Below are 25,042 nucleotides of genomic sequence, written 5' to 3'. Positions count from 1 at the left end.
ACTGCCTGGTTGGCGGACTCTAAATGCAACGCCCGGTCTGGCTTTTGCCAGGCCGGGCGTTTGCCGCTTTCAGACCTCGCGGGTTTCACCGTGGGGCAGTAACAGGTAACAAGACATGGCAAAAGAATACAGCCGTACCCAACGAATCGGCGATCAGATGCAGCGCGAGCTGGCCCAACTGATCCGTCGCGAAGTCAAAGACCCGCGCGTCGGCCTGGTCACCATTACCGCAGTGGAAGTCAGCCGTGACGTTGGTCATGCGAAGATTTTCATCACCGTGATGGGCCAGGACAGCGCCGAAGAAATCGCCCAGAGCATCAAGGTGCTCAACTCGGCCGCCGGCTTCCTGCGTATGCAGCTGGCCCGGGAGATGAAGCTGCGCAGCGTCCCACAGTTGCACTTCCACTACGACGAAAGCGTCGTGCGTGGTGCGCATCTGTCGGCGTTGATCGAACGCGCCGTGGCTGAAGACAGTCAGCACCCGGTTGCGGCTGAACCTGAAGACACCAAGGAGTAATTCGGTGGCTCAGGTCAAACGTATCCGTCGTAACGTCAGCGGCATCATCCTGCTCGACAAGCCGCTGGGGTTCACGTCCAACGCGGCGTTGCAGAAGGTTCGCTGGCTGCTCAATGCTGAAAAGGCCGGGCACACCGGTAGCCTCGATCCGCTGGCCACCGGCGTGCTGCCGCTGTGCTTTGGCGAGGCGACCAAGTTTTCCCAGTACCTGCTCGATTCCGACAAGGGTTATGAAACCCTGGCGCAACTGGGCAAGACAACCACCACGGCGGATGCCGAAGGTGAGGTTTTGCTCGAACGCCCGGTGACCGTTGGTCAGGCCGATATCGAAGCGGTGTTGCCGAAATTTCGCGGGCAAATCAGTCAGATACCGCCGATGTACTCGGCTCTGAAGCGTGATGGCCAACCGCTGTATAAACTGGCTCGTGCAGGCGAAGTAGTGGAGCGTGAACCGCGTTCTGTTACTATTGCGCGCTTGGAATTGCTGGCCTTTGACGGTAATACTGTGCGGCTGGCCGTGGATTGCAGCAAGGGCACCTATATCCGGACCCTGGTGGAGGATATTGGTGAACAGCTCGGCTGTGGTGCGTACGTGGCAGAATTGCGACGGACCCAGGCCGGGCCTTTCACGTTGGCCCAGACGGTCACGCTGGAAGAGCTTGAAGCGGTCCATGCCGAAGGCGGCAACGAAGCGGTCGACCGTTTCCTGATGCCATCGGACAGCGGGTTGCTGGATTGGCCGCTGTTGCAGTTCTCGGAACACAGCGCGTTCTACTGGCTCAATGGCCAGCCGGTACGTGCCCCGGATGCGCCGAAGTTCGGCATGGTCCGGGTACAGGATCATAATGGTCGCTTCATCGGTATAGGTGAAGTGAGCGAAGACGGGCGCATTGCGCCGCGTCGACTGATTCGGTCGGAATGACCGGAACCAGCCTGCGTAACAGCAGGTTGGCGAGTGTGGCTGTTAACAGGCACGGTCACTACTCATTTATAGATACAGGGATTTGTCCCTGGCCTGTTGAAGCTGTTTCCTCGGAACAGTTTCCTGACTAAAAGGATTGCCTCATGGCTCTCGACGTTCAAGAAAAAGCTCAAATCGTAGCTGACTACCAGCAAGCTGTTGGTGACACTGGTTCGCCAGAAGTGCAAGTTGCACTGCTGACCGCCAACATCAACAAACTGCAAGGTCACTTCAAGGCCAACGGTAAGGATCACCACTCCCGTCGTGGTCTGATCCGCATGGTAAACCAGCGTCGTAAGCTGCTGGACTACCTGAAAGGCAAGGACGTGAGCCGTTACAGCGCTCTGATCGCTCGCCTGGGTCTGCGTCGCTAATCAGCGATTGCGCTAGAGGTTGGTGGTCTGTCGTACGTCAGTGGGTTTCCCGCTGGCGCATGGCAGGCTCCCAGCCTCAAGTTTTATCTGGATACACGCTTTACCCTGGACAAACGTCGGGCCGATTCCCGTCATTGCCCAAGAATTTCGCAAGAAGACAAGTTCCCCAAGAGCCACAAAGAAGGTAGGACACCGTGAACCCGGTAATCAAAAAATTCCAGTTCGGTCAGTCGACCGTTACCCTCGAGACTGGCCGTATCGCCCGTCAGGCCTCCGGCGCAGTGCTGGTCACCGTTGACGACGACGTCAGCGTATTGGTGACCGTTGTCGGTGCCAAGCAAGCCGATCCAGGCAAGGGCTTCTTCCCTCTGTCTGTTCACTACCAGGAAAAGACTTACGCTGCCGGTAAGATCCCTGGCGGTTTCTTCAAGCGCGAAGGCCGTCCTTCCGAGAAAGAAACCCTGACTTCCCGACTGATCGACCGTCCGATCCGTCCGCTGTTCCCAGAAGGCTTCATGAACGAAGTGCAGGTTGTCTGCACCGTCGTGTCCACCAGCAAGAAAACCGATCCGGACATCGCAGCGATGATCGGTACCTCGGCTGCCCTGGCGATCTCCGGCATTCCTTTCGATGGCCCGATCGGCGCTGCCCGCGTTGCGTTCCACGAAAGCACCGGCTACCTGCTGAACCCGACCTACGAGCAACTGAAAGCCTCGAGCCTGGACATGGTCGTGGCCGGTACTTCCGAAGCCGTGCTGATGGTTGAATCCGAAGCCAAGGAACTGACCGAAGACCAGATGCTGGGCGCCGTACTGTTCGCCCACGACGAGTTCCAGGTGGTGATCAACGCCGTCAAGGAACTGGCCGCCGAAGCCGCCAAGCCAACCTGGACCTGGGCTCCGCAAGCCGAAGCCACCGAGTTGCTGGGCGCGATCCGTGCCGAGTTCGGCGAAGCGATCTCCCAGGCCTACACCATCACCGTCAAGGCCGACCGTTATGCACGCCTGGGCGAGCTGAAAGACCAGGTCGTTGCCAAGCTGTCCGGCGAAGAAGGCCAGCCATCGGCCAGCGACGTCAAAGCCGCTTTCGGTGAAATCGAATACCGCACCGTTCGCGAAAACATCGTCAACGGCAAGCCGCGTATCGACGGTCGCGACACCCGTACCGTACGTCCGCTGAACATCGAAGTTGGCGTTCTGCCAAAGACCCACGGTTCGGCACTGTTCACCCGTGGCGAAACCCAGGCCCTGGTCGTTGCAACACTGGGCACCGCCCGTGACGCGCAACTGCTGGACACCCTGGAAGGCGAAAAGAAAGACCCGTTCATGCTGCACTACAACTTCCCGCCGTTCTCGGTGGGCGAGTGTGGTCGCATGGGTGGCGCCGGTCGTCGCGAAATCGGTCACGGCCGTCTGGCCCGTCGTTCGGTCCAGGCCATGCTGCCTGCCGCTGACGTGTTCCCGTACACCATTCGCGTGGTATCGGAAATCACCGAGTCCAACGGTTCGAGTTCGATGGCTTCGGTCTGCGGCGCTTCCCTGGCCCTGATGGACGCCGGTGTGCCGATGAAGGCGCCGGTTGCCGGTATCGCCATGGGTCTGGTCAAGGAAGGCGAGAAATTCGCCGTCCTGACCGACATCCTGGGTGACGAAGACCACTTGGGCGACATGGACTTCAAAGTGGCCGGTACCGCCAAAGGCGTCACCGCACTGCAGATGGACATCAAGATCAAGGGCATCACCGAAGAGATCATGGAAATCGCCCTGGGCCAGGCCCTGGAAGCGCGCCTGAACATCCTTGGTCAGATGAACCAGATCATCGGTCAGTCCCGTACCGAGCTGTCGGAAAACGCTCCGACCATGATCGCGATGAAAATCGACACCGACAAAATCCGTGATGTCATCGGTAAAGGCGGCGCGACCATCCGTGCGATCTGTGAAGAAACCAAGGCTTCGATCGACATCGAAGACGACGGTTCGATCAAGATCTTCGGCGAAACCAAGGAAGCGGCAGAAGCAGCACGCCAGCGCGTCCTGGGTATCACCGCAGAAGCCGAGATCGGCAAGATCTACGTCGGCAAGGTTGAACGCATCGTCGACTTCGGCGCGTTCGTCAACATCCTGCCGGGCAAGGACGGTCTGGTTCACATCTCCATGCTGAGCGATGCTCGCGTCGAGAAAGTGACCGACATCCTGAAAGAAGGCCAGGAAGTGGAAGTGCTGGTACTGGACGTGGACAACCGCGGCCGTATCAAGCTGTCCATCAAGGACGTCGCAGCAGCCAAGGCATCGGGCGTTTAATCACCCCTTCGCCTAGCCGCTGAACAAGCAAGCGCCCCGACTGGTTCGGGGCGTTTTGCTATGTGGTGAAAATCCCTGTGTCGCGGGTTGCCTGGCCACAGGGGACGATGCTAGGTTTAGCCACCGCCCGTGTAGCTCAGTCGGTAGAGCAGCGCACTCGTAACGCGAAGGTCGCAGGTTCGATTCCTGTCTCGGGCACCATCTCTCCTCGTTATTTCACCTTCCTGCTCAGTTCCTCGACCGTGCGTTTGAGCTGGTCCATCTCTCTATCCTGATCGCTGAGTTCCCGTTTCAGGGACGAAATCTCGCTGTTGCTTGAACTCGAACTGGAGCCGCTATTGCGCTTGAGTTCTTCCACTTGCTTGCCAAGGTCGTTCAGGTCGCGTTCCTGTTCCTTGATGGTGCGCTTGAGCTCGTCAATCTCCTTGCTGCTGGACGAGGAGCTGGACCCGCTGTTGCGCTTGAGTTCTTCGATCTGACCAGCCTGTTCGCTGAGGGTGCGCTTCTGGTTTTCCAGTTCGTCGGTGTTGTTCTTCACGCTTTTCGGCAGGCTTTCCAGGACGCTGGCGCTGACATCGGTCTTGACGAGCTTGTACTTATCGGATTGGTCGTAATGAAGGGCGGGAATAAAGTCGTGGTAAGACGGCCCATCGGAGGAGACCTCAACCGCCGCTTGAGCAACGTCAGTCAAGGTCAGGCTGCCAAGCAGCAAAGTCGCGGTGGCAAGTGGGATCGAGGAGCGTTTCGAAAAGCTGCGCATCACTGGGGTTCCTTGTGAGGTGCCGGTATGGCACATGGCTATGACTGGTTATTTTGACAGATGTTCCAAAGCCCGCAGCGCTTCTTCTACCCAGGTTTTTTTTGTGAGATAGATGTAAAGAACCGTGTAAATCGTCGGCAAAACGTCCTATATTCGTTGCCTGCATGCGCATCGCCCAGCAGTTTTCAGATGATCCCCGAATGGTTCTGAAGGCCAGATAAACCGGGCTTCACACGGTTTTTTGCGTCAGAGAGATCCTTGATGATCCAGATCCATCTTCCATTCCCCAGATCAGCGAGAACGCCATGACCGTTAAAGCATTGACCCAAGAAGCCAGGCACGAAGAAGCGCTGAAAAAATACGTACTGGACGCGCCCCAGTTGCTGGAAGAGATCAAGGACTTGCCCGCCGACGATCAGAAAGACCAGATCCAATGGGCATTCGAGGACGAGGCCGAAGCCCAGGGGCTGCAGCCTTGGGAGTTGACGCTCAAGTACACCAGCACGCCTGAGGAATTCGAGGCACAGCGCCTTGCGTTGCACAAGGAAGCGGCCGAGGTGCTGGGTGTGGAATGGGATGAGTACTGCGAGATGAATAATCTTGTAGTTTAGAAGCAGCTTCAAGCTTCAAGCTTCAAGTTTCAAGTTTCAAGCTGCAAGGCAAGCGTCGAACCGCTTGAAGCTTGCAGCTTGAAGCTCGCCACTGCTGCTCAGATACTGAGCCGCATCGACAGGTCCACCGCCTTCACATCCTTGGTCATCGCGCCGATCGAGATGTAGTCCACCCCGGTCTCGGCAATCGGGCGCAACGTGCTTTCGTTGATCCCGCCGCTGGCCTCCAGCTTCGCCTTGCCGCCATTGAGGCGTACGGCTTCACGCATGTCGTCCAGGCTCAGTTCGTCGAGCATGATGATGTCGGCGTCGGCCGCAAGCGCTTCTTTCAATTCCGCCAGGCTTTCCACTTCGACTTCCACCGGTTTGCCCGGTGCGATCTTGTGGGCGGCAGCGATGGCCTGGGCGATCCCGCCGCAGGCAGCGATGTGGTTTTCCTTGATCAGGAACGCATCGTACAGGCCGATGCGGTGGTTATGGCAGCCACCGCAGGTGACCGCATACTTCTGGGCCAGGCGCAGGCCGGGCAGAGTCTTGCGGGTGTCCAGCAGCTTGACCTGCGTGCCGGCGACAAAGTCGGCCAGGTAACGGGCCCGCGTGGCAACGCCGGAAAGCATTTGCAGGAAGTTCAGCGCGCTGCGTTCGCCGGTCAGCAGCGAGCGGGCCGGGCCTTCCAGGTGGAACAGCACTTGATCGGGGTTGACCCGGTCGCCGTCGTGCACTTGCCAATGTACCGCGACACGCGGGTCCAGTTGCCGGAACACGGCATCGACCCAGGCCGTGCCACTGATGATTGCCGCGTCACGGGTGATGATGGTGGCCTTGGCCAGGCGTTCGGCGGGGATCAGTTGCGCGGTGATGTCGCCGCTGCCGATGTCTTCAAGCAACGCACGGCGCACGTTGGCTTCGATTTCGGCGGTCAGATCGGCGAGGCGTAGATTCGGCATAACGGGCTCCACAAACAAAGTGGCCTGATTATAGGGTGTCGAAACCTGCATTTGGTCGCGTCCTCGCAACATTTCCTTATTTCCCAGGTCACTTATTGCGCCGTATTTCGAGATGGATCACAGAGTGTGCTGGTACGACAGGGCTGTTTTACCCGATAATCCGCCTTTCGATTGACGTCATAGCTTTGACGTTGCGAGCCGCAGAAAGCCGTTTCAGGAGGCCAGGATGCACAACGACGGGAATGTAGTGCCTTTGCACAAGGTCGCTACCGATCAGGCGAGCCCATCGCCGCTCGCCCGCCTGCCTGTGATTCTGCTTCAGGTTCGCGACAAGGCCGCCCAGCAGTTGCGCCTGGGCTTGCAGGGGTTGTTCGATAATGCCGACGACACCTTGTTTGAAATGGCCGACCGGGCGCGCGACGACGTCGAGCAGAACCTGTACTTCGAGGCCATGCGGGACTTGCGCCTGAAGCGTAAAAGCATCGAGCGTGAATTCATCGAGCAGTTTTTCGAGACCTTCGTCAGCCTCGTCCAATACGACCTGACCCACGCCAGCTTGGCGCCGAACCTGGCGCCCGACAGCCAAATACAGCGCTCCCAGGACGACCTGGAGCGGCATCTGGCGGTCGAGGCGATGGTCACTCGGGTGCTCAGGCGCGATGGCGTGTCGCTGGAACAACTGACGGCCCGGCTCAGTGTGCTGCTGGCCCGACCGCTGGCCAATCAGCACAATCCCCTGAGCCCGGCATTGCTGTGCGAGAAGTTCCTGCAGGCCGGGCGCAACCTAGGCGTGGGAATCAAGGTCAAGCTGATCCTGCTCAAGCTGTTCGAGCGTTATGTGCTCAGCGATTGCGACCAACTCTATACCGAGGCCAACCAGTTGCTGGCCGCCACCGGCATCCTGCCAGAGCTCAAGGTCACGCTGGCGCGCCGGGCGTCGGATCGCACCGAGGATAACCCCAGGCCCAACGCCGAGATAGCTGCCAAGCCCAGCGATGCCGAGGTGGATGACAGCGTGCAGGAAGTGTTTGCCGCCTTGCAGAAACTGTTGATGCAGGTGCGTGGCACTGTGGCGCCGACCTTGGAGCTCAGCGCGCCGCCCCAGCCGATTTCTACCCGTGACCTGCTGCGGCTGCTCTCTCATTTACAGCAATACGTGCCGGCGCCTGCCGTTCACGACGAGTTCGATTTGCGTAGCCAGCTCGAACAACTGTTGACCCGGGTCAGCGTCAGGAGTGGCAAGTCTCGCGTGGTCGAAGGCGCCGATGAAGACGTGATCAACCTGATCTCGATGATGTTCGAATTCATCCTCGACGATCACAACCTGCCAGACTCCTTCAAGGCCCTGATCGGCCGTCTGCAAATCCCGATGCTCAAGGTCGCGGTGCAGGACAAGAGTTTCTTCAGCCGCGGCAATCATCCGGCCCGGCGACTGCTTAACGAAATCGCGGCTGCGGCCATGGGCTGGGGGGATTGCGACGATCATCAGCGCGACAGCCTCTACCTGCGCATCGAGCAGGTGGTGCAGCGCTTATTGAATGATTTTGTCGATGACCCGGCGATTTTCTCCGAGTTGCTGGCCGACTTCCTGGCCTTCACCAGTGACGAGCGGCGCCGCAGTGAGCTGCTCGAACAGCGCATCCGCGATGCCGAAGAGGGCCGGGCCAAGGCCGAACTGGCGCGCCAGCGCGTCGAAGGGGCGCTGAACCAGGTGATGTTGGGCAAAGTCCTGCCACAAGCGGTGGTGGAGTTCGTGCAACACGCCTGGAGCCAGGTGTTGCTGCTGACGTGCTTCAAGCATGGCAAGTATTCCGCCGAGTGGCAGGCCGACGTCTTGACCCTGGAGCAATTGATCTGGAGCGTCCAGCCTCATGATGAACCCGATGCCGGCCTGCGTTTGCTGGCGATAGTGCCCGAACTGCTCAAGGCCCTGCGTGAAGGCTTGAGTCGCTCGGCGTTCGATCCGTTCGCCACCAGCGAGTTTTTCAGTGAGCTGGAAGCCCTGCATGTGCAGGCGCTCGAGCGCACCGGCCAAGCGACGGAACAGGCCGAGTCGTTCACTTCACCGGTCATGGTCGAGGTGCTGGAGAAAATCGTCTTGCGGCCCCCTCAAAAGTCGGCGGGGGAGAGCGTAGCGGTGCATTTGCCGGCCGATGACGTGGGTCTGCTGCAGGTCGACCAGTTGCACCTGGGAAGCTGGGTCGAGTTCCAGGAGGACGATGACAACACCCTGCGTTGCAAGCTGGCGGCGATCATCGAGGCCACCGGCAAATACGTCTTCGTCAACCGCACTGGCCTCAAGGTGCTGGAGCACAGCCGCACCAGCCTGGCCCTGGAGTTTCGCCGTGGCGCGGCGCGGCTGCTGGACGACACCCTGTTGTTCGACCGCGCGCTGGAGTCGGTGCTGGGCAATCTGCGCCAGCTCAATCGCGGCAAGTGATCGCGCGGCCCGGTCCGATCACGGCATACTGGCGGCATTCACCGTCGTCATCGAAGGAACCTGTATGCAGTTGGACTCCGCGAGCGGTTGGTGCGAGGGGGTGCGTCATTGCCCATCGCCCAACTTCAATGCGCGCCCCGAGGGCGAAATCTCCCTGCTGGTGATCCACAATATCAGCCTGCCACCGGCACAATTCGCCACGGGCAAGGTGCAGGAGTTCTTCCAGAATCGTCTGGATGTCACGGAACATCCCTACTTTGTCGGTATCGCCGACCTGCGTGTCTCTGCGCATTTCCTGATCGAGCGTGACGGCGCCGTGACCCAATTTGTCTCTTGTCTGGATCGCGCGTGGCATGCGGGGGTCTCGTGCTTCGAGGGGCGTGAGGCTTGTAATGATTTTTCCCTGGGCATCGAACTCGAAGGCACGGATGATCTGCCGTTCACCGACGCGCAATATGTCGCATTGGTGGACCTGACCCGGCAGTTGCAAGCGGCGTTCAGGGCGATCACTGTGCAGCGTATCTGCGGGCACAGCGACATCGCCCCGGGGCGCAAGACCGATCCGGGACCGGCATTCGACTGGGTGCGCTATCGCGCGGCCCTGACAGAAGGGGAAGGACAATGAGTTTTCTGGTGTTGCTGCTGGCCGTCTGGATCGAGAAGTTCTCGGCCTTGCGCCAGCGGGTCCAGCGTGACGGCGGTTGGCTGCATGAGCTGAACAAGCTCGAGGCGAGCCCACGTTGGGTCAACCGACCCTGGCTGGTGCTGACGGTGATGGTTTTGCTACCCGTGGCGCTGCTGGCGTTGCTGCTCTGGGTGCTGGAGCCGGTGGCCTACGGTCTGTTGGCGCTGCCAGTGCATTTGCTGGTGGTGATTTACAGCCTGGGGCGCGGTGATCTGCTGGCCGGCCTCGGGCCGTTTCGCGATGCGTGGCGTCGGGAAGACCTGCAAGCGGCGGCCCATGTCGCCAAGCGCGACCTGGACATTGAAGCCAATGACGGTGAGCAGTTGCTGGAGCGTGTCCAGGGGCATTTGTTGTGGCAGGCCTACCAGAGCTTCTTTGCGGTGATTTTCTGGTACTTCGTGTTGGGCCCGGTCGCGGCCTTGAGCTATCGGCTGCTGGCGCTGGCCGCCGAGCACAGCCAGAACCCCGGTGTGGCCGAGCGGGCCGCACAAATGCGCCATGCCTTCGATTGGGTGCCGGTGCGGTTGCTGGCGGCAAGCTTCGCCCTGGTGGGGAATTTCGTCGCGGTCAGCCGGGTCATGTTGCATGAACTGCTGAACTGGAATATCAGCGCCGCCGACCTTATCGACAAGGTCGGCCTGGTGGCAGGCGAGATCCCCCGGCCCGTCGCCGGACCGGACGGCATCAACAGCCTGGACCGTCTCTGGGAATTGCTGCTGCGTGCGGCGGTGCTCTGGTATGCCGGGTTTGCGTTGTGGACGGTGTTGGCCTGACAGCTGTCGTCAAGATGCTTTCTGTGGCGAGGGAGCTTGCTCCCGCTCGGTTGCGCAGCAACCGAAAACCTGGGCAAGCGATTTTCCTGAAGGCACTCGGAGGCCTGCTTCGCAGGCCAGCGGGAGCAAGCTCCCTCGCCACAGGGACTTAACCATGTCCCCGGACCAAACAGGACTGAGTCACGACCAGGCTCGTTAACCTTAAGTTACAAATCTCCCCGCCAATTTAGGCTATACAAGAGCAGCGCCCGAATAGTGGCTTTCTGCTGTCTCTGTGCGCCTGCCTATAAAAATAAAAAACCTACCGGGAGACTTCCTTGTGAAGAGTTTGCTCTGGCCCGCCGTCGCGCTGATGAACCGCCTGAGCTTCGGCATGAAGTTCAGCCTGATCAGCGTGCTGTTCCTGCTGCCGATGCTGGTGACCAACTTCTTTCTGGTGCGCGATTCCTATCGGGAATTCCAGGGCACGCAAGTGGAGCTGCGAAGCCTCGACCTGCTGGGCAGCAGCCTGGTCCTGCGGCGGGACCTGGAAACCCTCAATAACCTGGTGCAGATCAACGCCAGCCTGGGCCAGTCCGGCAAGGCCGGTGATGTCGAAGCGAAGATCGGCAGCCTGGAACAACAGGTCCTCGCGCGGCTGCAAGGCATGACCCCCGTGGTCATCGAGCCTGAGCAGATCAGTGCCTTCGAGGCCAAGCGCGATGAGATGATCGGTGCTTTCAAGGCCCAGCAGGCCGAAAGCTCCCTGCAGAGCAAAAGTGCGCTGATCGGCAAGTTGCTCAACAGCGCCCAGATGTTCAGCCAGATCATCGCCAGCCAGGCGGGGCTGAGTCGCGATAACCAGAGCGATATCCGCCAGCTCAGCGAGTTGATTATCGGCACGACCCCCAAGGTCACCCAGATCCTCGGCGAAGGCCGGGCGCTGGGCGCATCCTCGTTGGGGCTGGGGTTTCTCAATTCGGCGTCGAGCACCCGCTTTGACGAGTTGCTGGCGCAGATCGAAAAGCTCCAGGGTGAATATGACTTGAAACTGCAGGATGCCTTGGGCTCCAGCAAGGCCGCCGGGCAGGCCCTTGCCGATCAGGCCAATGGCAGCAAGAGCACCCTCAAGAAGGCCAGTGAACTGATTGAAGAGCAGGTGGTGATGGCTGACACTCTCGATGCGCCATGGCCGGCATTTTATGAGCACGTCAGTGGCCTGATGGAGCAGACCTACCGGCTGAACGAGGCGACCCAGGGCTTCCTGGGGGTGCAGTTGCAGCAGCGTCTGGAGCAGAACCGCAGCCACATGGTGCTGCAAGCCGTGGCGCTGGTGCTGGTGTTCCTGTTGATTTTTTACCTGTACGCCGGGTTCTACGCCTCGACCCGCACCACGCTCCAGCATCTGGGCCAGATGATGGACAAGGTGGCGGCGGGGGATATGACGGTCAATTTTGTTGCCCGCAGCAAGGATGAGCTGGGCGAATTGGGTGAAGTGTTCAACGGTACGGTGGCGAAGATCCATGACCTGATCGAACAGGTCGGCCGTACTGTTGCCGAGGTCGAACGCCAGGCCGGGCAGGTGGAAACGGTATCGGCCCGGAGCAACCAGGCCGTCGCCGGCCAGCGCACCCAGATCGAACTGGTGGCGACGGCGATGAACCAGATGTCGGCCACGGCCCAGGAAGTGGCCCGCAGTGCCGCTGCAGCGGTGAGCAGTGCCCACAGCGTGAACGACGAGACCCTCAGCGGGCGTGGGCTGGTGGAGTCCCAGCAGGGCAGCATCGTCCGCTTGGCCAGTGAGATCGATCAGTCGGTGCAGGTGATCAACCAATTGGCGACCGACAGCCAGGCCATCAGCCGCGTGCTGGATGTGATCAAGAGCATCGCCGAGCAGACCAACCTGCTGGCCCTCAATGCCGCCATTGAAGCAGCCCGGGCCGGTGAGCAGGGTCGCGGTTTTGCGGTGGTGGCCGATGAAGTGCGGACCCTGGCCAAGCGAACCCAGCAATCGACCGAAGAAATCGAAGCGATGATCACCCGCCTGCACAGTGGTGTCGGCGCTGCGGTCAAGGCGATGGGCACCAGCCATGAGATGGCCAACGGCACGGTCAGCCAATCGGAAAAGGTCCAGCAGGCCCTGGAAAATATCCTTGGTGCCGTCGGCATGATCGTCGATCAGAACCAGCAGATCGCCGCCGCGGTAGAGCAGCAGACGGCGGTGGCCCATGACATCGACCAGAACATCGTCCAGATCAACCGCGCCGGCGAACGCACCGCCGAAGGTGCCCATCAGACCGAAGACGCCAGTCGCGAATTGTCCGCCCAGGTGGTGCAGCTCAAGCAGTTGATCAATGCGTTTCGGGTGTGATTGCTAAGTCGGCTGCAGATGATCGTTCCCACGCTCTGCGTGGGAACGCCTCCACGGACGCTCTGCGTTCGGCTCTTGATGGGACGCGGAGCGTCCCGGGCTGCATTCCCACGCAGAGCGTGGGAACGATCCTACCAACCAAACAAATCGCGGGCGTTGGTGGTGCTGGCCTCAGCCAGTTGTTCTGGTCTGACGGTCATGATCTGCGCCAACGCCTCGCAAATCGCCGGCAAATGCGCCGGGCTGTTGCGCTGCCCCGGGAACATCGCCGGGGCCATGTCCGGGGAATCGGTTTCCAGCACCACCGCGTCCAGCGGCAATTTTGCCAGCACCCGGTGCATGCGCAGGGCCTGGGGCCAGGTCGCGGCACCGCCCAGGCCGAGCTTGAAGCCGAGCTTGATGTACTCGCGGGCCTCCTCGAGGCTGCCGGCGAACGCGTGGATGATCCCCGTGCGTTTCAGGCCGAAGCGCTTGAGGGTCGCGATCACGGCGGCATGGCTGCGGCGCACGTGGATCAGTGCCGGCAGTTCGAATTCCGCCGCCAGCTGTAGTTGCGCCTCGAACAGCGTTTGTTGGCGCTCACGGTCGAGGGTTTCGATGTAGTAGTCGAGGCCGATTTCCCCTACGGCACACAATTGCCGATGCCCGGCCAGGCGGCTCAGCCACTCGCGCAGTAGCGCCACGTCGTCGGGGCGGTGCTGATCAAGATACACCGGGTGCAGGCCCAGGGCGGCATGCAGGTCCGGGTCGCTTTGCACCAGGTCCCAGACCCGCTGCCAGTTGTCCCGGTAAACGCCCAGTACCACCATTTGCCGCACGCCCAAGGCGCGGCTTTCGGCCAGCAATGCCGGGCGGTCCGCGTCAAAATCTGGAAAATCCAGGTGGGTGTGGGTATCGATCAACTCCATGCATCAATCCTGAAGAAGCTTCAGCCCTGGTGAATACGCTGCTTGAACGTCCGCGCGATGGCCTGCACGCCTGGCTGGTAATCATCGTTTTCGATGGCTGCCAGCGCCAGTTCCAAGGCCTTGTCGGCGATCAGTTGATGTTGTTGGGACATGGCGTTGACCGGCAGCGGTAGGAAGTCCAGCAACTGCGTGTCACCGAACGTGCCCAGGCGCAATGGCCGCGACTTGAGCGGGAAGTCGTGTAGGGCGTCGAACACCCCTTGCAGCAGTACATAGGATGTAGTGATCAACGCATCGGGCAGATGCCCCAGGCGCGCGAGCATTTCATCCATCAATTGGCGGCCGCATTCACGGCTGAACGATTCGCCGTGCTCGATCAGCACCTGGCCTTCGAAACCGGCCAGCGCCTCGTTGAAACCAGCGGTCCGTTCCTGGCTGATGCTCAGCTCGGGGCGGGCACTGATCAGCGCGATTTGTCGCGGATGGGTTTCCAGCAGGCTGCGCGTCAGTTGCAGGCTGGCCTGGCGATCATCGCTGATCACCGAGCAGAACCGCGCAGGGTCCATGACCCGGTCGATGGCGATGATCGGAATGCCCTTGGCCTGCAACTGCAGGTAGCTGTCGTCGCCGGCCGGCAGGCAACTGGCGACGATCAGTGCATCGCAGCGCCGGGCGCGGAACAACTGCAACAGTTGCCGTTCGCTGTCAGGTGCGTCGTCGGAACTGGCGATCAGCAACTGATAGCCCCGCGCCCGCGCCCCTTGCTCCAGCAGCTTGGCGATGCGTGCGTAACTGGGGTTTTCCAGGTCAGGCAGGATGAAGCCCAGGGTACGGGTGTGGCGGCTGCGCAGCCCGGCGGCCTGGGGATTGGGCGTGAAGCCGTGTTCCTGGACCACCGCCCGCACCCGTTCGACGGTGGCGCTGCTGATACGTTGCTGTTCGGCCTTGCCGTTGATGACATAGCTGGCGGTGGTCACGGACACACCGGCCAGTTGGGCAATATCACTGAGTTTCAACCCGGTTTTCCTTGTTTTTTCGAGTTAGCCCCGACGATAAGGGCCATCCTACCCGATTCAAGCTGACGGTCACCGTCCACGCGCTTACGACAAGTTGCACTTCAAGGATGAGAGATTATCGAGTAACGTGCCAATCTTTCTAGATTAAACGTTTCAGCAAGCGTATTTTCAAGGCTAGCAGGATTTTTGGCCCCTCTGCCGCGATCACGCCAAAAATCATCCTGCAACGCTAAGCTGATTCATTCAAAACAATACCTGGCGCCAACCGGACGCCAAAAAGGAGAAAGCATGCTCGAGCTCACTCTAGAGCAGATATCCATGGCTCAGACGGCTGTGGATAAAGACGCTGCACTGCAACTGCTCGCCGACAAACTGGTGGCCGATGGCTTGGTGGCTGAGGGTTACCTCGCCGGCTTGCAGGCTCGCGAAGCCCAGGGCTCGACCTTTCTTGGCCAAGGTATTGCCATCCCCCACGGCACTCCGCAGACCCGCGACCTGGTGCATTCGACTGGCGTGCGCCTGCTGCAATTCCCTGAGGGCGTGGATTGGGGCGATGGTCAGATCGTCTACCTGGCGATCGGCATTGCGGCCAAGTCCGACGAACACCTGCGCCTGCTGCAACTGCTGACCCGCGCCCTCGGCGAGACTGACCTGGGCCAGGCTCTGCGCCGGGCCGGTTCCGCCGAAGCGTTGCTGAAGCTGCTGCAAGGCGCGCCGCAGGAACTGGCCCTGGATGCCCAGATGATCGGCCTCGGTGTGTCGGCTGACGATTTTGAAGAACTGGTATGGCGCGGCGCGCGGCTGTTGCGCCAAGCCGATTGCGTGAGCAATGGCTTTGCCGGGGTGTTGCAGCAAGTCGATGCGCTGCCCCTGGGCGATGGCCTGTGGTGGCTGCACAGCGAACAGACCGTCAAGCGTCCGGGCCTGGCGTTCGTCACCCCGGACAAACCCATCCGTTACCTGGGCCAACCGTTGAGCGGGCTGTTCTGCCTCGCCAGCCTCGGCGAAGCCCACCAGGCCTTGCTGGAAAGGCTCTGCGCCTTGCTGATCGAAGGCCGCGGTCACGAGCTCGGTCGCGCCACCAGCAGCCGCAAGGTGCTGGAAGTGCTCGGCGGTGAACTGCCCGCCGACTGGCCCAGCGCGCGCATCGGCCTGGCCAACGCCCATGGCCTGCATGCACGCCCGGCGAAGATCCTCGCCCAGTTGGCGAAAAGCTTCGAAGGTGAAATCCGCGTGCGCATCGTCGACGGCCAGGACAGCGCCGTGTCGGCCAAGAGCTTGAGCAAACTGCTGAGCCTGGGCGCCCGTCGCGGCCAAGTCCTGGAGTTCATTGCCGAACCGAGCATTGCCAACGACGCGTTGCCGGCACTGCTGGCCGCCATCGAAGAGGGCTTGGGCGAAGAGGTCGAACCGCTACCGCCACCGAGTGCGCCACGGGAAACCGTGATGGCCGAGGTCGCGACGGTCATGCTGGCGCCCGAGTCCGGCAGCCTGATCCAGGCCGTCGCCGCCGCCCCGGGCATCGCCATCGGCCCGGCCCATATCCAGGTATTGCAGGCCATCGACTACCCGTTGCGCGGTGAATCGGCGGCCATCGAGCGCGAGCGCCTGCAAAACGCCTTGAACCAGGTGCGCCGCGATATCCAAGGCCTGATTGAACGCGCCAAGGCCAAGGCCATCCGCGAGATCTTCATCACCCACCAGGAAATGCTCGACGACCCGGAGCTGAGCGACGAAGTCGACACTCGCTTGAAGCTGGGCGAGAGTGCGCAAGCGGCCTGGATGGGGGTGGTTGAAGCCGCCGCGAAAGAACAGGAAGCCTTGCAGGACGCCCTGCTGGCCGAACGTGCCGCCGATCTGCGAGACGTCGGCCGTCGCGTGCTGGCGCAACTGTGCGGTGTCGAAACCCCGAACGAACCCGATCAACCCTACATCCTGGTGATGGACGAAGTCGGCCCGTCCGACGTGGCCCGCCTGGACCCGACCCGGGTGGCGGGGATTCTCACCGCCCGTGGCGGCGCTACTGCCCACAGCGCCATCGTCGCCCGGGCCTTGGGCATTCCGGCGCTGGTGGGCGCTGGTGCGGCGGTGTTGCTGCTGGCGCCGGGCACGTCCTTGCTGCTGGATGGCCAGCGCGGTCGCCTGCACGTGGACCCTGACGCCGCCACGTTGCAGCGTGCCAAGGAAGAACGCGATACCCGCGAACAGCGTCTCAAGGTCGCCGCCGAGCAGCGTCACGAACCGGCGCTGACCCGTGACGGTCATGCCGTGGAAGTGTTTGCCAACATTGGCGAAAGCGCCGGTGTCGCCGGTGCGGTGGAGCAGGGCGCCGAAGGCATCGGCCTGTTGCGCACCGAACTGATTTTCATGGCCCACAGCCAGGCGCCGGACGAAGCGACCCAGGAAGCCGAATACCGCAAGGTGCTCGACGGCCTGGCCGGTCGACCGCTGGTGGTGCGCACCCTGGATGTCGGTGGCGACAAGCCGCTGCCGTACTGGCCGATCGCGAAAGAAGAAAACCCGTTCCTCGGCGTGCGGGGCATTCGCCTGACCTTGCAGCGCCCGCAGGTCATGGAAGCGCAACTGCGTGCACTGTTGCGTTCAGCGGATAACCGTCCGTTGCGGATCATGTTCCCGATGGTGGGCAGTGTCGATGAATGGCGCCAGGCCCGGGCCATGACCGAGCGCCTGCGCCAGGAAATCCCCGTGGCGGACCTGCAACTGGGGATCATGATCGAAGTGCCGTCCGCTGCGTTACTGGCGCCCGTGCTGGCCAAGGAAGTCGACTTCTTCAGCGTCGGCACCAACGACCTGACGCAATACACCCTGGCGATCGACCGTGGTCACCCGACCCTTTCGGCCCAGGCCGATGGCTTGCACCCGGCGGTGCTGCAACTGATCGACATCACCGTGCGCGCCGCCCATGCCCATGGCAAATGGGTTGGTGTGTGTGGCGAACTGGCGGCCGACCCACTGGCGGTGCCGGTGCTGGTGGGTCTGGGCGTGGACGAACTGAGTGTCTCGGCCCGCAGCATCGCCGAGGTCAAGGCGCGGGTCCGCGAATTGAGCCTGGCGCAAGTACAAACCCTGGCCCAAGAGGCCTTGGCCGTGGGCAGCGCCGATGACGTGCGCGCATTAGTGGAGGCGCTGTAATGGCGAAAATTCTTACCCTGACCCTCAACCCGGCGCTCGACCTCACGGTGGAGTTGACGCGCCTGGAGCCGGGCCAGGTCAACCGCAGCGACGGCATGCACGCCCACGCCGCCGGCAAGGGCGTGAACGTGGCTCAGGTGTTGGCCGATCTCGGCCATACGCTGACGGTCAGTGGTTTTCTGGGCGAAGACAATGCCCAGGTGTTTGAGACGCTGTTTGCCCAGCGTGGATTTGTCGATGCTTTTATCCGTGTTCCCGGCGAAACTCGCAGCAATATCAAACTGGCTGAGCAGGACGGACGCATCACTGACCTCAACGGCCCGGGCCCGGTGGTTGATGAAGCCGCACAGCAGGCTTTGCTGGCGCGTCTTGAGCAAATCGCCCCCGGTCACGACGTGGTTGTGGTGGCGGGCAGCTTGCCCCGGGGAGTCAGCCCGCAGTGGTTGCAGGCCTTGATCACGCGCTTGAAAACACTCGGTCTGAACGTGGCCCTCGACACCAGTGGCGAAGCCTTGCGCGTGGCCCTGGCGGCGGGGCCGTGGCTGATCAAGCCGAACACCGAGGAGCTGGCCGACGCGCTGGGTTGCGAGGTGGTGAGCGAAGCGGCCCAGGCGCAAGCGGCGCAGCACCTGCATGCCCAGGGTGTAGAACATGTGGTGATTTCCCACGGCGCCGATGGCGTGAACTGGTTCAGTGTCGGTGCGGCGCTGCATGCTTCGCCACCCAAGGTCAGCGTCGCCAGCACCGTCGGTGCCGGGGATTCGCTGCTGGCGGGCATGCTGCACGGCCTGCTCAGCGCCGACACCCCGGAACAGACGCTGCGCACTGCTACGGCCATCGCTGCCATGGCGGTCACGCAGATCGGTTTTGGCATCCACGACACCGCGTTGCTGGCGTCGCTTGAACAGGGCGTGCGCGTGCGCCCCCTGACAGAACAATAAGAGGGTTCGCAAGATGAAATTAGCCATTGTGACGGCCTGCCCCAACGGCATGGTCACCAGTGTGTTGTGCGCCCGCCTGCTGGACGCTGCGGCGCAGCGCCAGGGTTGGAGCACCAGTGTCGAAGTCCACGACGCGGCCCATCCGGAACGCCAGTTGTCGGCGGCGACCCTCGAAGCGGCCGAGTGGGTCTTGCTGGTTGCCAGCGGCCCGGTGGACATGTCGCGGTTCGTCGGCAAACGCCTGTTCCGCAGCACCCCGGCCCTGGCCCTGCAAGACGTCGATTCGGTGCTGCGGCGTGGCGCCGAAGAGGCCGAGGTTTTTCTCGCCTCGGATGTCGTGGAGCAGGCACCCGCGGTGTCGACCGACCGTGCGCCGCGCCTGGTTGCCATCACCGCATGCCCGACCGGCGTTGCCCACACCTTCATGGCCGCCGAAGCCTTGCAGCAGGCGGCGACGAAGCTTGGCTACGACCTGCAAGTGGAAACCCAGGGCTCGGTCGGTGCACGCAATCCGTTGAGCGCCGAGGCCATCGCCGAGGCAGACGTGGTGCTGCTGGCGACTGACATCGAAGTCGCCACCGAGCGTTTTGCCGGCAAGAAGATCTACCGCTGCAGCACGGGCATCGCCTTGAAACAGGCCGAAGCGACACTGAACAAAGCACTGGTCGAAGGTCGCCAGGAAAGCGCCTCGAGCGGTGCCAGCGCCCCGGCCAAGTCGGAGAAGACCGGCGTCTACAAGCACCTGCTGACGGGCGTGTCGTTCATGCTGCCGATGGTGGTGGCCGGTGGTTTGATGATCGCCTTGTCGTTCGTGTTCGGCATCGAGGCCTTCAAGGAACCTGGAACCCTGGCGGCCGCGCTGATGCAGATCGGTGGCGACACAGCGTTCAAATTGATGGTGCCGCTGCTGGCCGGCTACATCGCCTATTCCATCGCCGACCGTCCGGGCCTGGCGCCAGGCATGATCGGCGGGATGCTGGCGAGCACCCTGGGCGCCGGCTTCATTGGCGGGATCATCGCCGGTTTCCTGGCCGGTTACGCGGCCAAGGCGATCAGCCGCTACGCGCGTCTGCCCCAGAGCCTGGAAGCGCTCAAGCCGATCCTGATCATCCCGCTACTGGCGAGCCTGTTCACCGGCTTGGTAATGATCTACATCGTCGGCAAACCGGTGGCGGGCATGCTCGAAGCCTTGACCCACTTCCTCGACAGCATGGGCACCACCAACGCGATCCTGCTGGGCGTGCTGCTGGGAGCGATGATGTGCGTCGACCTCGGTGGGCCGATCAACAAGGCCGCCTACGCGTTTTCGGTGGGGCTGCTGGCGTCGCAAAGTTACGCACCGATGGCCGCCACCATGGCCGCCGGCATGGTGCCGCCGATTGGCCTGGGCATCGCCACCTTCATCGCCCGGCGCAAATTCGCCCAGACCGAGCGCGAGGCCGGTAAAGCGGCACTGGTGCTGGGACTGTGCTTCATCTCCGAAGGCGCGATTCCGTTCGCGGCCAAGGATCCGTTGCGGGTGATCCCGGCGAGTATCGCCGGTGGTGCGTTGACCGGTGCGCTGTCGATGTACTTCGGCTGCAAGCTCATGGCCCCCCACGGCGGCCTGTTCGTGATGCTGATCCCCAATGCCATCAATCATGCGCTGTTGTACTTGCTGGCGATCGTGGCGGGGAGTCTGCTGACGGGGGTGGCGTATGCGCTGCTCAAGCGGCCTGAGGTGGTAGAGATGGCGTTGGAGCCGGCGAAGGCCTGAGACTTCTTTGAAGCCATCCCCCAGTGAGAGCCTAATGCTGTTCACTTGAGAAAATGATGGGCCTGTGGCGAGGGAGCTTGCTCCCGCTCCGCTGCGAAGCAGTCGTAAACCGGCGGGTGCGGTGTGTCTGATGCTGCGCATTTGGCAGGTTTATGGGCCGCTTCGCAGCCCAGCGGGAGCAAGCTCCCTCGCCACGGGTTTGTCGATGACCTGAAGCGAACAGCATTACCTGTGGGAGCGGGGGATCACAAGATCCCTGTCACACCCACTTCACACAGCCATGCTTAAGTTTTCCCATTTCAAGGGAGAACACCATGAGCGAATTTGACCTGGGTCGTCGTCGTGTGATGCAAGCCGTGGGCGCGGGGTTGTTGTTGCCGGGGCTGGCGCCGGCGGTGATGGCTTCGGTCAAGGATCGTCCGGTGCTCACCGACGGTGTGCAGTCCGGCGACTTGCAGGGCGACCGGGCTATGATCTGGAGCCGCAGCGACCGTCCGGCGCGGATGGTGGTGGAGTGGGACACTCGCAGCAAGTTCAGCAATCCGCGCCGCTTCGTCTCGCCCCTGGCCGACGCCCGCAGTGATTTCACCGCCCGGGTCGAACTCACCGGGTTGCCCCGCGACCAGGCGATTTTCTACCGGGTGCATTTCGAAGACGCCCAAAGCGGGGTTGCCAGCGAACCCTGGCTCGGTCATCTGCGCAGCGTGCCGCAGTTCAAGCGCAACATTCGTTTTGTCTGGAGCGGCGACACCGTCGGCCAGGGCTTCGGCATCAACCCGGACATCGGCGGCATGCGCATCTACGAAGCCATGCGCCTGCGCCTGCCGGATTTCTTTATCCACAGTGGCGACACCATCTACGCCGACGGCCCGGTGCCGGCGCAAATCACCGTCGAGGGTGGGCGCATCTGGCGCAACCTCACCACGGACGCCAAGAGCAAGGTCGCCGAAACACTGGATGAGTATCGCGGCAACTATCGCTACAACCTGATGGATGAAAACGTACGCCGCTTCAATGCCGAAGTACCACAGATCTGGCAGTGGGACGACCATGAGGTGGTCAACAACTGGTCGCCGGGCAAGCAACTGGACGAACGCTACCAGACCAAGGATATCCACAGCCTCGTGGGGCGTGCGCGACAGGCCTGGCTGGAATACGCACCGATGCGCCTGCAAAAGGCCGACGGCGGCGGGCGGATCTACCGTAAGCTCGGTTATGGGCCGCTGCTGGATGTGTTCGTGCTGGACATGCGCAGTTACCGCGAAGCCAACGACGCCAACCTCGGCGCGGCCAAGCCGTTCCTGGGGCGTGAGCAGTTGAATTGGCTCAAGCGCGAATTGAAGCAATCCCGTGCCCAGTGGAAAGTCATCGCCGCCGACATGCCCATCGGCCTGGGGGTGCCGGATGGCGAGGTCAGCCCCGGGGTGTCGCGTTGGGAAGCGGTCGCCAACGGTGATCCGGGCGCTGCCCAGGGGCGGGAAGTGGAGATCGCCGAATTGCTGGGTTATCTGCGCAAGCATCAGGTGCGCAACTATGTCTGGCTCACCGCCGACGTCCACTATTGCGCCGCTCATCACTACCACCCCGAACATGCCGCGTTCCAGGATTTCGAACCATTCTGGGAGTTCGTCGCCGGGCCATTGAACGCCGGCAGCTTCGGGCCCAATGCCCTGGACAAGACCTTCGGCCCGGAAGTGGTGTTCCAGAAAGCCCCGCCGGCCCAGAACACCTCGCCGTTTGCCGGGTATCAGTTCTTTGGCGAGGTGAACATCGACGGGCCAAGCGGGGAGATGAGCGTGGTGTTGCGGGATCTGGAAGGTGTGGCGGTGTTCGAGAAGAAGTTGCAGCCGGTTTGAGAAGACTGATCGTTCCCACGCTCCCGCATGGGAATACATCCCGTGACGCTCCGCGTCACATCCAAGCGGAACGCAGAGCGTCCCTGGCGGCATTCCCACGCGGGAGCGTGGGAACGATCAGCAAACAATCAGAAACCCGTCAGTAGACATCCCGCCGATATCGCCCCTGCTCGATCAGCCGCTCCACTTCCTCGCGCCCCAGCACGTTGTTGAGCACGTGATCCACCCCGGATGCCATGCCCTGCAAGCTGCCGCAGACATAGATCGCCGCGCCGTCGGCCACCCATTGCTTGAGCAGCGCGGCCGACTCCAGCAGGCGGTCCTGGACGTAGACTTTCTGCTTCTGATCCCGGGAGAAAGCCAGGTCCAGGCGCTCCAGGTCGCCAGAGGTCACCCATTCCTGCAGCTCATCGCGGCAGTGAAAATCGTGTTCGCGGTTGCGCTCGCCAAACAGCAGCCAGTTGCGCTGTATGCCCTCGGTGACGCGCGCCTTGAGCAGGCTGCGCAGGCCGGCCAGGCCGGTGCCATTGCCCAGCAGGATCATCGGCACGCCCTGGGGCGGCAGATGGAAGCTGCTGTTGCGGCGCAGCCGCAGGCTGACGGCGCTGCCCAGTGGTGCGTGTTCGGTCAGCCAGCCGGAACCGACGCCCAGTCTGCCGTCGGCGTGACGTTCCTGACGCACGATCAGTTCCAGTACACCGTCGGCCGGTATCGAGGCGATGGAATACTCGCGTATCGCCAGCGGTGCCAGGGCATCCACCAGTGCCTGGGCATGCAGGCCGACCAAGTGGGCGCGGTTTTCCGGGAGTTGGCGGGTCGCCAGGGCCTGGTCGAGGCTCTGGGACAGGCCATCGATTTGCACGCGCGCGTGGCCGGAGAGGCCGAGCCCGTCGAGGAAATGCTCGATGGCCGACAGGTCATTGCGCGGCAGGATTTCCACCAGGTCACCGGCCAGCCAACTGCTTGGGCCGGGTGCGGTGAAGCCCAGCAGGTATACCCCCGAGCCGCTGCTGTCGGGGTTGAGCAGGGTGCGCTGGCTGAGCGTCCAGTTTTCGAAGCTTGGCGCCTGCCAAGTGTCCAACGGGGCTTGGCCGGTCAGCTCCGCCAATTGTTGTTGCCAGTGGCGCAGGGCGTAAGGGTCGCCGCTGTCGACTTCCACCGGCGCGAACAGCGTCTTGCCGCCGTGTTCCGCCAGCCAGGCATGCAGGCGCCGGGCGAAACCGCAGAAGTGTTCATATTGCCGGTCACCCAGGCCCAGCACCGAATACTGCAGGCGCTCCAGGCTCAAGGCCTGGCCCAGCACCTTGCGTTCGAAACCGCGGGCACTGTCCGGCCCTTCGCCGTCGCCAAAGGTGCTGACGACAAACAGCGCGTGGGTGGCGTCGTTCAGGTCCTGCTCACGCACACCGGCCAATGGCTGGACCTTCACCGGCAAGCCGGCGGCCTGGAGTTGGCCGGCGGTCTGCCAGGCCAGTCGCTCGGCGAAACCGCTTTGGCTGGCGAAGCCGATCAGCCAGGCCGGCGCATCGGTCGGGTTGGCGCTCAGGGCCTGGCGGGCGTTTCTGGCCTGGCGTTGCTTGCGGCGGCGGTCCAGGTACAGCAACCAGCCGGTGATGAAGAACAGCGGCATGGCCAGCGCGGCGACGGTCACCAGGATCCGCCCGACCAGGCCGAAGTAGCTGCCGATATGCAGGGCATAGACACTGGTCAGCAACTGCGCCTTGAGGCTCTTGTCGCTGTAGCGGCTATGCCGGCTGATGACGCCGGTGGTCGGGTCGAGGATGAGCTGGTTCAGCGCCCGGTCGTGAGGTGAGTTTTTCAGCAGGTAGAACACGGTCGCCGGCTGCCCGGCCACGGGCGGCATGCGCACGTTGTAGGTGGACAGGCCCGGGCCGGCGGCGCTGTAGATGCTGCTCCACATGGCCCGGTAATCGGCCACGGGCAATGGGCCGCTGGGTGCCGGGCCGCGATTGCGCACCCGTTCCTCTTTCGGTGAATCGGAAAGCAGGCGGGTCACGCCTTTGTTGTACCAGTCGTAGGACCAGGTCAGCCCGGTCAGTGCCGCCAGTAGATAGAACGCCAGGCACCAGGTGCCCGCCACCGAATGCAGGTCCCAATTGAAGCTCCGGCCCTTTTTCCCCCAGTCGAGGGTCAGCCAGGCGCGCCAGCTTTTCCATTGGCGCGGCCAACGCAGGTACAGTCCGGACAGGCAGAAAAACACCAGGATCAGCGTGCAGGCACCAGTGATTTGCCGACCGACATCATCCAGGGTCAGGACGCGGTGCAACCTGAGCATCAGGCCGAAGAAGTCCTGGCCCGTCACATCGCCCATGAACTGCCCGTTGTAAGGGTTGAAATAGCGCATGGCGCCACGTTTTTCCCCAGGCGGCGCCGCGAAGATCACCCGCGCGGCGTTGCCGCTGTCGGTCTCGACCCAGAGCATGGCGACGGTCTTGCCGGAGGCAGCCTCGATCTGTTCCACCAGTTCGGCGGGCGGCAGGACGCCGGCCGGTTGTTTCTCGACCATCAGCACTTGCGGGTTCAAGGCCCGCAGGATTTCATCCTGGAACGACACCACCGCCCCGGTAACGCCCATCAACGCCAGGACCAGCCCGGCACTGATGCCGAAAAACCAGTGCAACTGGAACAGGGTTTTCTTCAACACGTCGCTCGCCTTGTTCATTTACTGTTCAT

18 protein-coding genes, 1 tRNA gene and 1 pseudogene are annotated in these 25,042 nt (G+C 62.2%); 15 read left to right on the top strand and 5 right to left on the bottom strand.

Annotated elements, in window-relative coordinates; translation table 11 throughout:
• Nucleotides 1–115: 115 nt before the first annotated feature.
• The 5 genes from rbfA to TK06_RS16725 all read left to right on the top strand — a co-directional run bounded on the left by rbfA (nucleotide 116) and on the right by TK06_RS16725 (nucleotide 4,353).
• A complete protein-coding gene (gene rbfA, locus TK06_RS16745) occupies nucleotides 116–517 on the top strand; it encodes a 30S ribosome-binding factor RbfA (protein WP_003177871.1) in 402 nt (133 codons plus the stop codon).
• 4 nt (nucleotides 518–521) lie between these two features.
• Nucleotides 522–1,439 carry a tRNA pseudouridine(55) synthase TruB gene (gene truB / locus TK06_RS16740; RefSeq protein WP_063322980.1) on the top strand — a complete coding sequence of 306 codons (918 nt, stop codon included), beginning with the start codon at nucleotides 522–524 and terminating at the stop codon, nucleotides 1,437–1,439.
• Between the two features lie 143 nt (nucleotides 1,440–1,582).
• Nucleotides 1,583–1,852 carry a 30S ribosomal protein S15 gene (gene rpsO / locus TK06_RS16735; protein WP_011332409.1) on the top strand — a complete coding sequence of 90 codons (270 nt, stop codon included), beginning with the start codon at nucleotides 1,583–1,585 and terminating at the stop codon, nucleotides 1,850–1,852.
• Between the two features lie 194 nt (nucleotides 1,853–2,046).
• Nucleotides 2,047–4,152: a polyribonucleotide nucleotidyltransferase gene (pnp, locus tag TK06_RS16730; protein ID WP_003197725.1), complete on the top strand. Its 2,106-nt coding sequence runs from the start codon at nucleotides 2,047–2,049 to the stop codon at nucleotides 4,150–4,152.
• A 125-nt stretch (nucleotides 4,153–4,277) separates the two neighbouring features.
• A tRNA-Thr gene (locus TK06_RS16725) sits at nucleotides 4,278–4,353 on the top strand.
• Between the two features lie 10 nt (nucleotides 4,354–4,363).
• Here TK06_RS16725 and TK06_RS16720 read toward each other — a convergent pair.
• The gene (locus TK06_RS16720) at nucleotides 4,364–4,912 is read right to left on the bottom strand and encodes a hypothetical protein (protein ID WP_063322979.1); all 549 of its coding nucleotides are present in this window, start codon (nucleotides 4,910–4,912) and stop codon (nucleotides 4,364–4,366) included.
• Between the two features lie 305 nt (nucleotides 4,913–5,217).
• Here TK06_RS16720 and TK06_RS16715 point away from each other — a divergent pair, with 305 nt between their 5' ends.
• Nucleotides 5,218–5,523 carry a DUF6388 family protein gene (locus tag TK06_RS16715; protein WP_053213286.1) on the top strand — a complete coding sequence of 102 codons (306 nt, stop codon included), beginning with the start codon at nucleotides 5,218–5,220 and terminating at the stop codon, nucleotides 5,521–5,523.
• 98 nt (nucleotides 5,524–5,621) lie between these two features.
• Here the strand turns inward: TK06_RS16715 and nadC are convergent, their stop codons facing one another.
• Nucleotides 5,622–6,470 (bottom strand): carboxylating nicotinate-nucleotide diphosphorylase, encoded by an 849-nt coding sequence (gene nadC / locus TK06_RS16710; protein WP_063322978.1) that lies wholly within the window; start codon nucleotides 6,468–6,470, stop codon nucleotides 5,622–5,624.
• 226 nt (nucleotides 6,471–6,696) lie between these two features.
• Between nadC and TK06_RS16705 the strand changes: the two genes are divergently transcribed.
• The 5 genes and pseudogenes from TK06_RS16705 to TK06_RS33505 all read left to right on the top strand — a co-directional run bounded on the left by TK06_RS16705 (nucleotide 6,697) and on the right by TK06_RS33505 (nucleotide 12,718).
• Nucleotides 6,697–8,910 (top strand): DUF1631 domain-containing protein, encoded by a 2,214-nt coding sequence (locus tag TK06_RS16705; protein ID WP_063322977.1) that lies wholly within the window; start codon nucleotides 6,697–6,699, stop codon nucleotides 8,908–8,910.
• Between the two features lie 64 nt (nucleotides 8,911–8,974).
• Complete coding sequence (ampD, locus tag TK06_RS16700) at nucleotides 8,975–9,535, top strand: 1,6-anhydro-N-acetylmuramyl-L-alanine amidase AmpD (protein WP_063322976.1); 561 nt, start codon at nucleotides 8,975–8,977, stop codon at nucleotides 9,533–9,535.
• Entirely contained in the window at nucleotides 9,532–10,368 is an 837-nt protein-coding gene (ampE, locus tag TK06_RS16695) for a regulatory signaling modulator protein AmpE (protein WP_063322975.1), read from the top strand. Before ampD ends, ampE begins: the two co-directional genes overlap by 4 nt.
• 352 nt (nucleotides 10,369–10,720) lie before the next feature.
• A pseudogene (locus TK06_RS33510) lies at nucleotides 10,721–11,812 on the top strand (methyl-accepting chemotaxis protein); the annotation flags it as partial.
• Entirely contained in the window at nucleotides 11,789–12,718 is a 930-nt protein-coding gene (locus TK06_RS33505) for a methyl-accepting chemotaxis protein (protein ID WP_371856953.1), read from the top strand. The pseudogene TK06_RS33510 and the gene TK06_RS33505, both read left to right, overlap by 24 nt.
• Nucleotides 12,719–12,849: 131 nt before the next feature.
• Here the strand turns inward: TK06_RS33505 and TK06_RS16685 are convergent, their stop codons facing one another.
• Entirely contained in the window at nucleotides 12,850–13,626 is a 777-nt protein-coding gene (locus TK06_RS16685; protein ID WP_063322973.1) for a TatD family hydrolase, read from the bottom strand.
• Between the two features lie 20 nt (nucleotides 13,627–13,646).
• Nucleotides 13,647–14,642: a catabolite repressor/activator gene (cra, locus tag TK06_RS16680; protein ID WP_063322972.1), complete on the bottom strand. Its 996-nt coding sequence runs from the start codon at nucleotides 14,640–14,642 to the stop codon at nucleotides 13,647–13,649.
• 288 nt (nucleotides 14,643–14,930) lie between these two features.
• On the opposite strand from cra, the gene ptsP reads away from it, so the two are divergent.
• From ptsP to TK06_RS16660, 4 genes are all read left to right on the top strand, one after another.
• Nucleotides 14,931–17,795 carry a phosphoenolpyruvate--protein phosphotransferase gene (ptsP, locus tag TK06_RS16675; RefSeq protein WP_063322971.1) on the top strand — a complete coding sequence of 955 codons (2,865 nt, stop codon included), beginning with the start codon at nucleotides 14,931–14,933 and terminating at the stop codon, nucleotides 17,793–17,795.
• The gene (gene pfkB / locus TK06_RS16670; RefSeq protein WP_063322970.1) at nucleotides 17,795–18,736 is read left to right on the top strand and encodes a 1-phosphofructokinase; all 942 of its coding nucleotides are present in this window, start codon (nucleotides 17,795–17,797) and stop codon (nucleotides 18,734–18,736) included. Before ptsP ends, pfkB begins: the two co-directional genes overlap by 1 nt.
• Before the next feature lie 13 nt (nucleotides 18,737–18,749).
• Nucleotides 18,750–20,492: a PTS fructose-like transporter subunit IIB gene (locus TK06_RS16665; RefSeq protein WP_063322969.1), complete on the top strand. Its 1,743-nt coding sequence runs from the start codon at nucleotides 18,750–18,752 to the stop codon at nucleotides 20,490–20,492.
• Nucleotides 20,493–20,806: 314 nt separating this feature from the next.
• Nucleotides 20,807–22,348, top strand: a complete 1,542-nt coding sequence (locus TK06_RS16660; protein ID WP_063322968.1) for an alkaline phosphatase D family protein — start codon at nucleotides 20,807–20,809, stop codon at nucleotides 22,346–22,348.
• 139 nt (nucleotides 22,349–22,487) lie between these two features.
• Here the strand turns inward: TK06_RS16660 and TK06_RS16655 are convergent, their stop codons facing one another.
• Entirely contained in the window at nucleotides 22,488–25,013 is a 2,526-nt protein-coding gene (locus TK06_RS16655) for a PepSY domain-containing protein (RefSeq protein ID WP_203417438.1), read from the bottom strand.
• Nucleotides 25,014–25,042: the final 29 nt, after the last annotated feature.

The sequence above is a fragment of the Pseudomonas fluorescens genome, assembly GCF_001623525.1.
GTDB lineage: Bacteria > Pseudomonadota > Gammaproteobacteria > Pseudomonadales > Pseudomonadaceae > Aquipseudomonas > Aquipseudomonas fluorescens_Q.
Note: the sequence above shows the minus strand (reverse complement) of the source record. Positions and strands in the feature narration are given on the sequence as shown.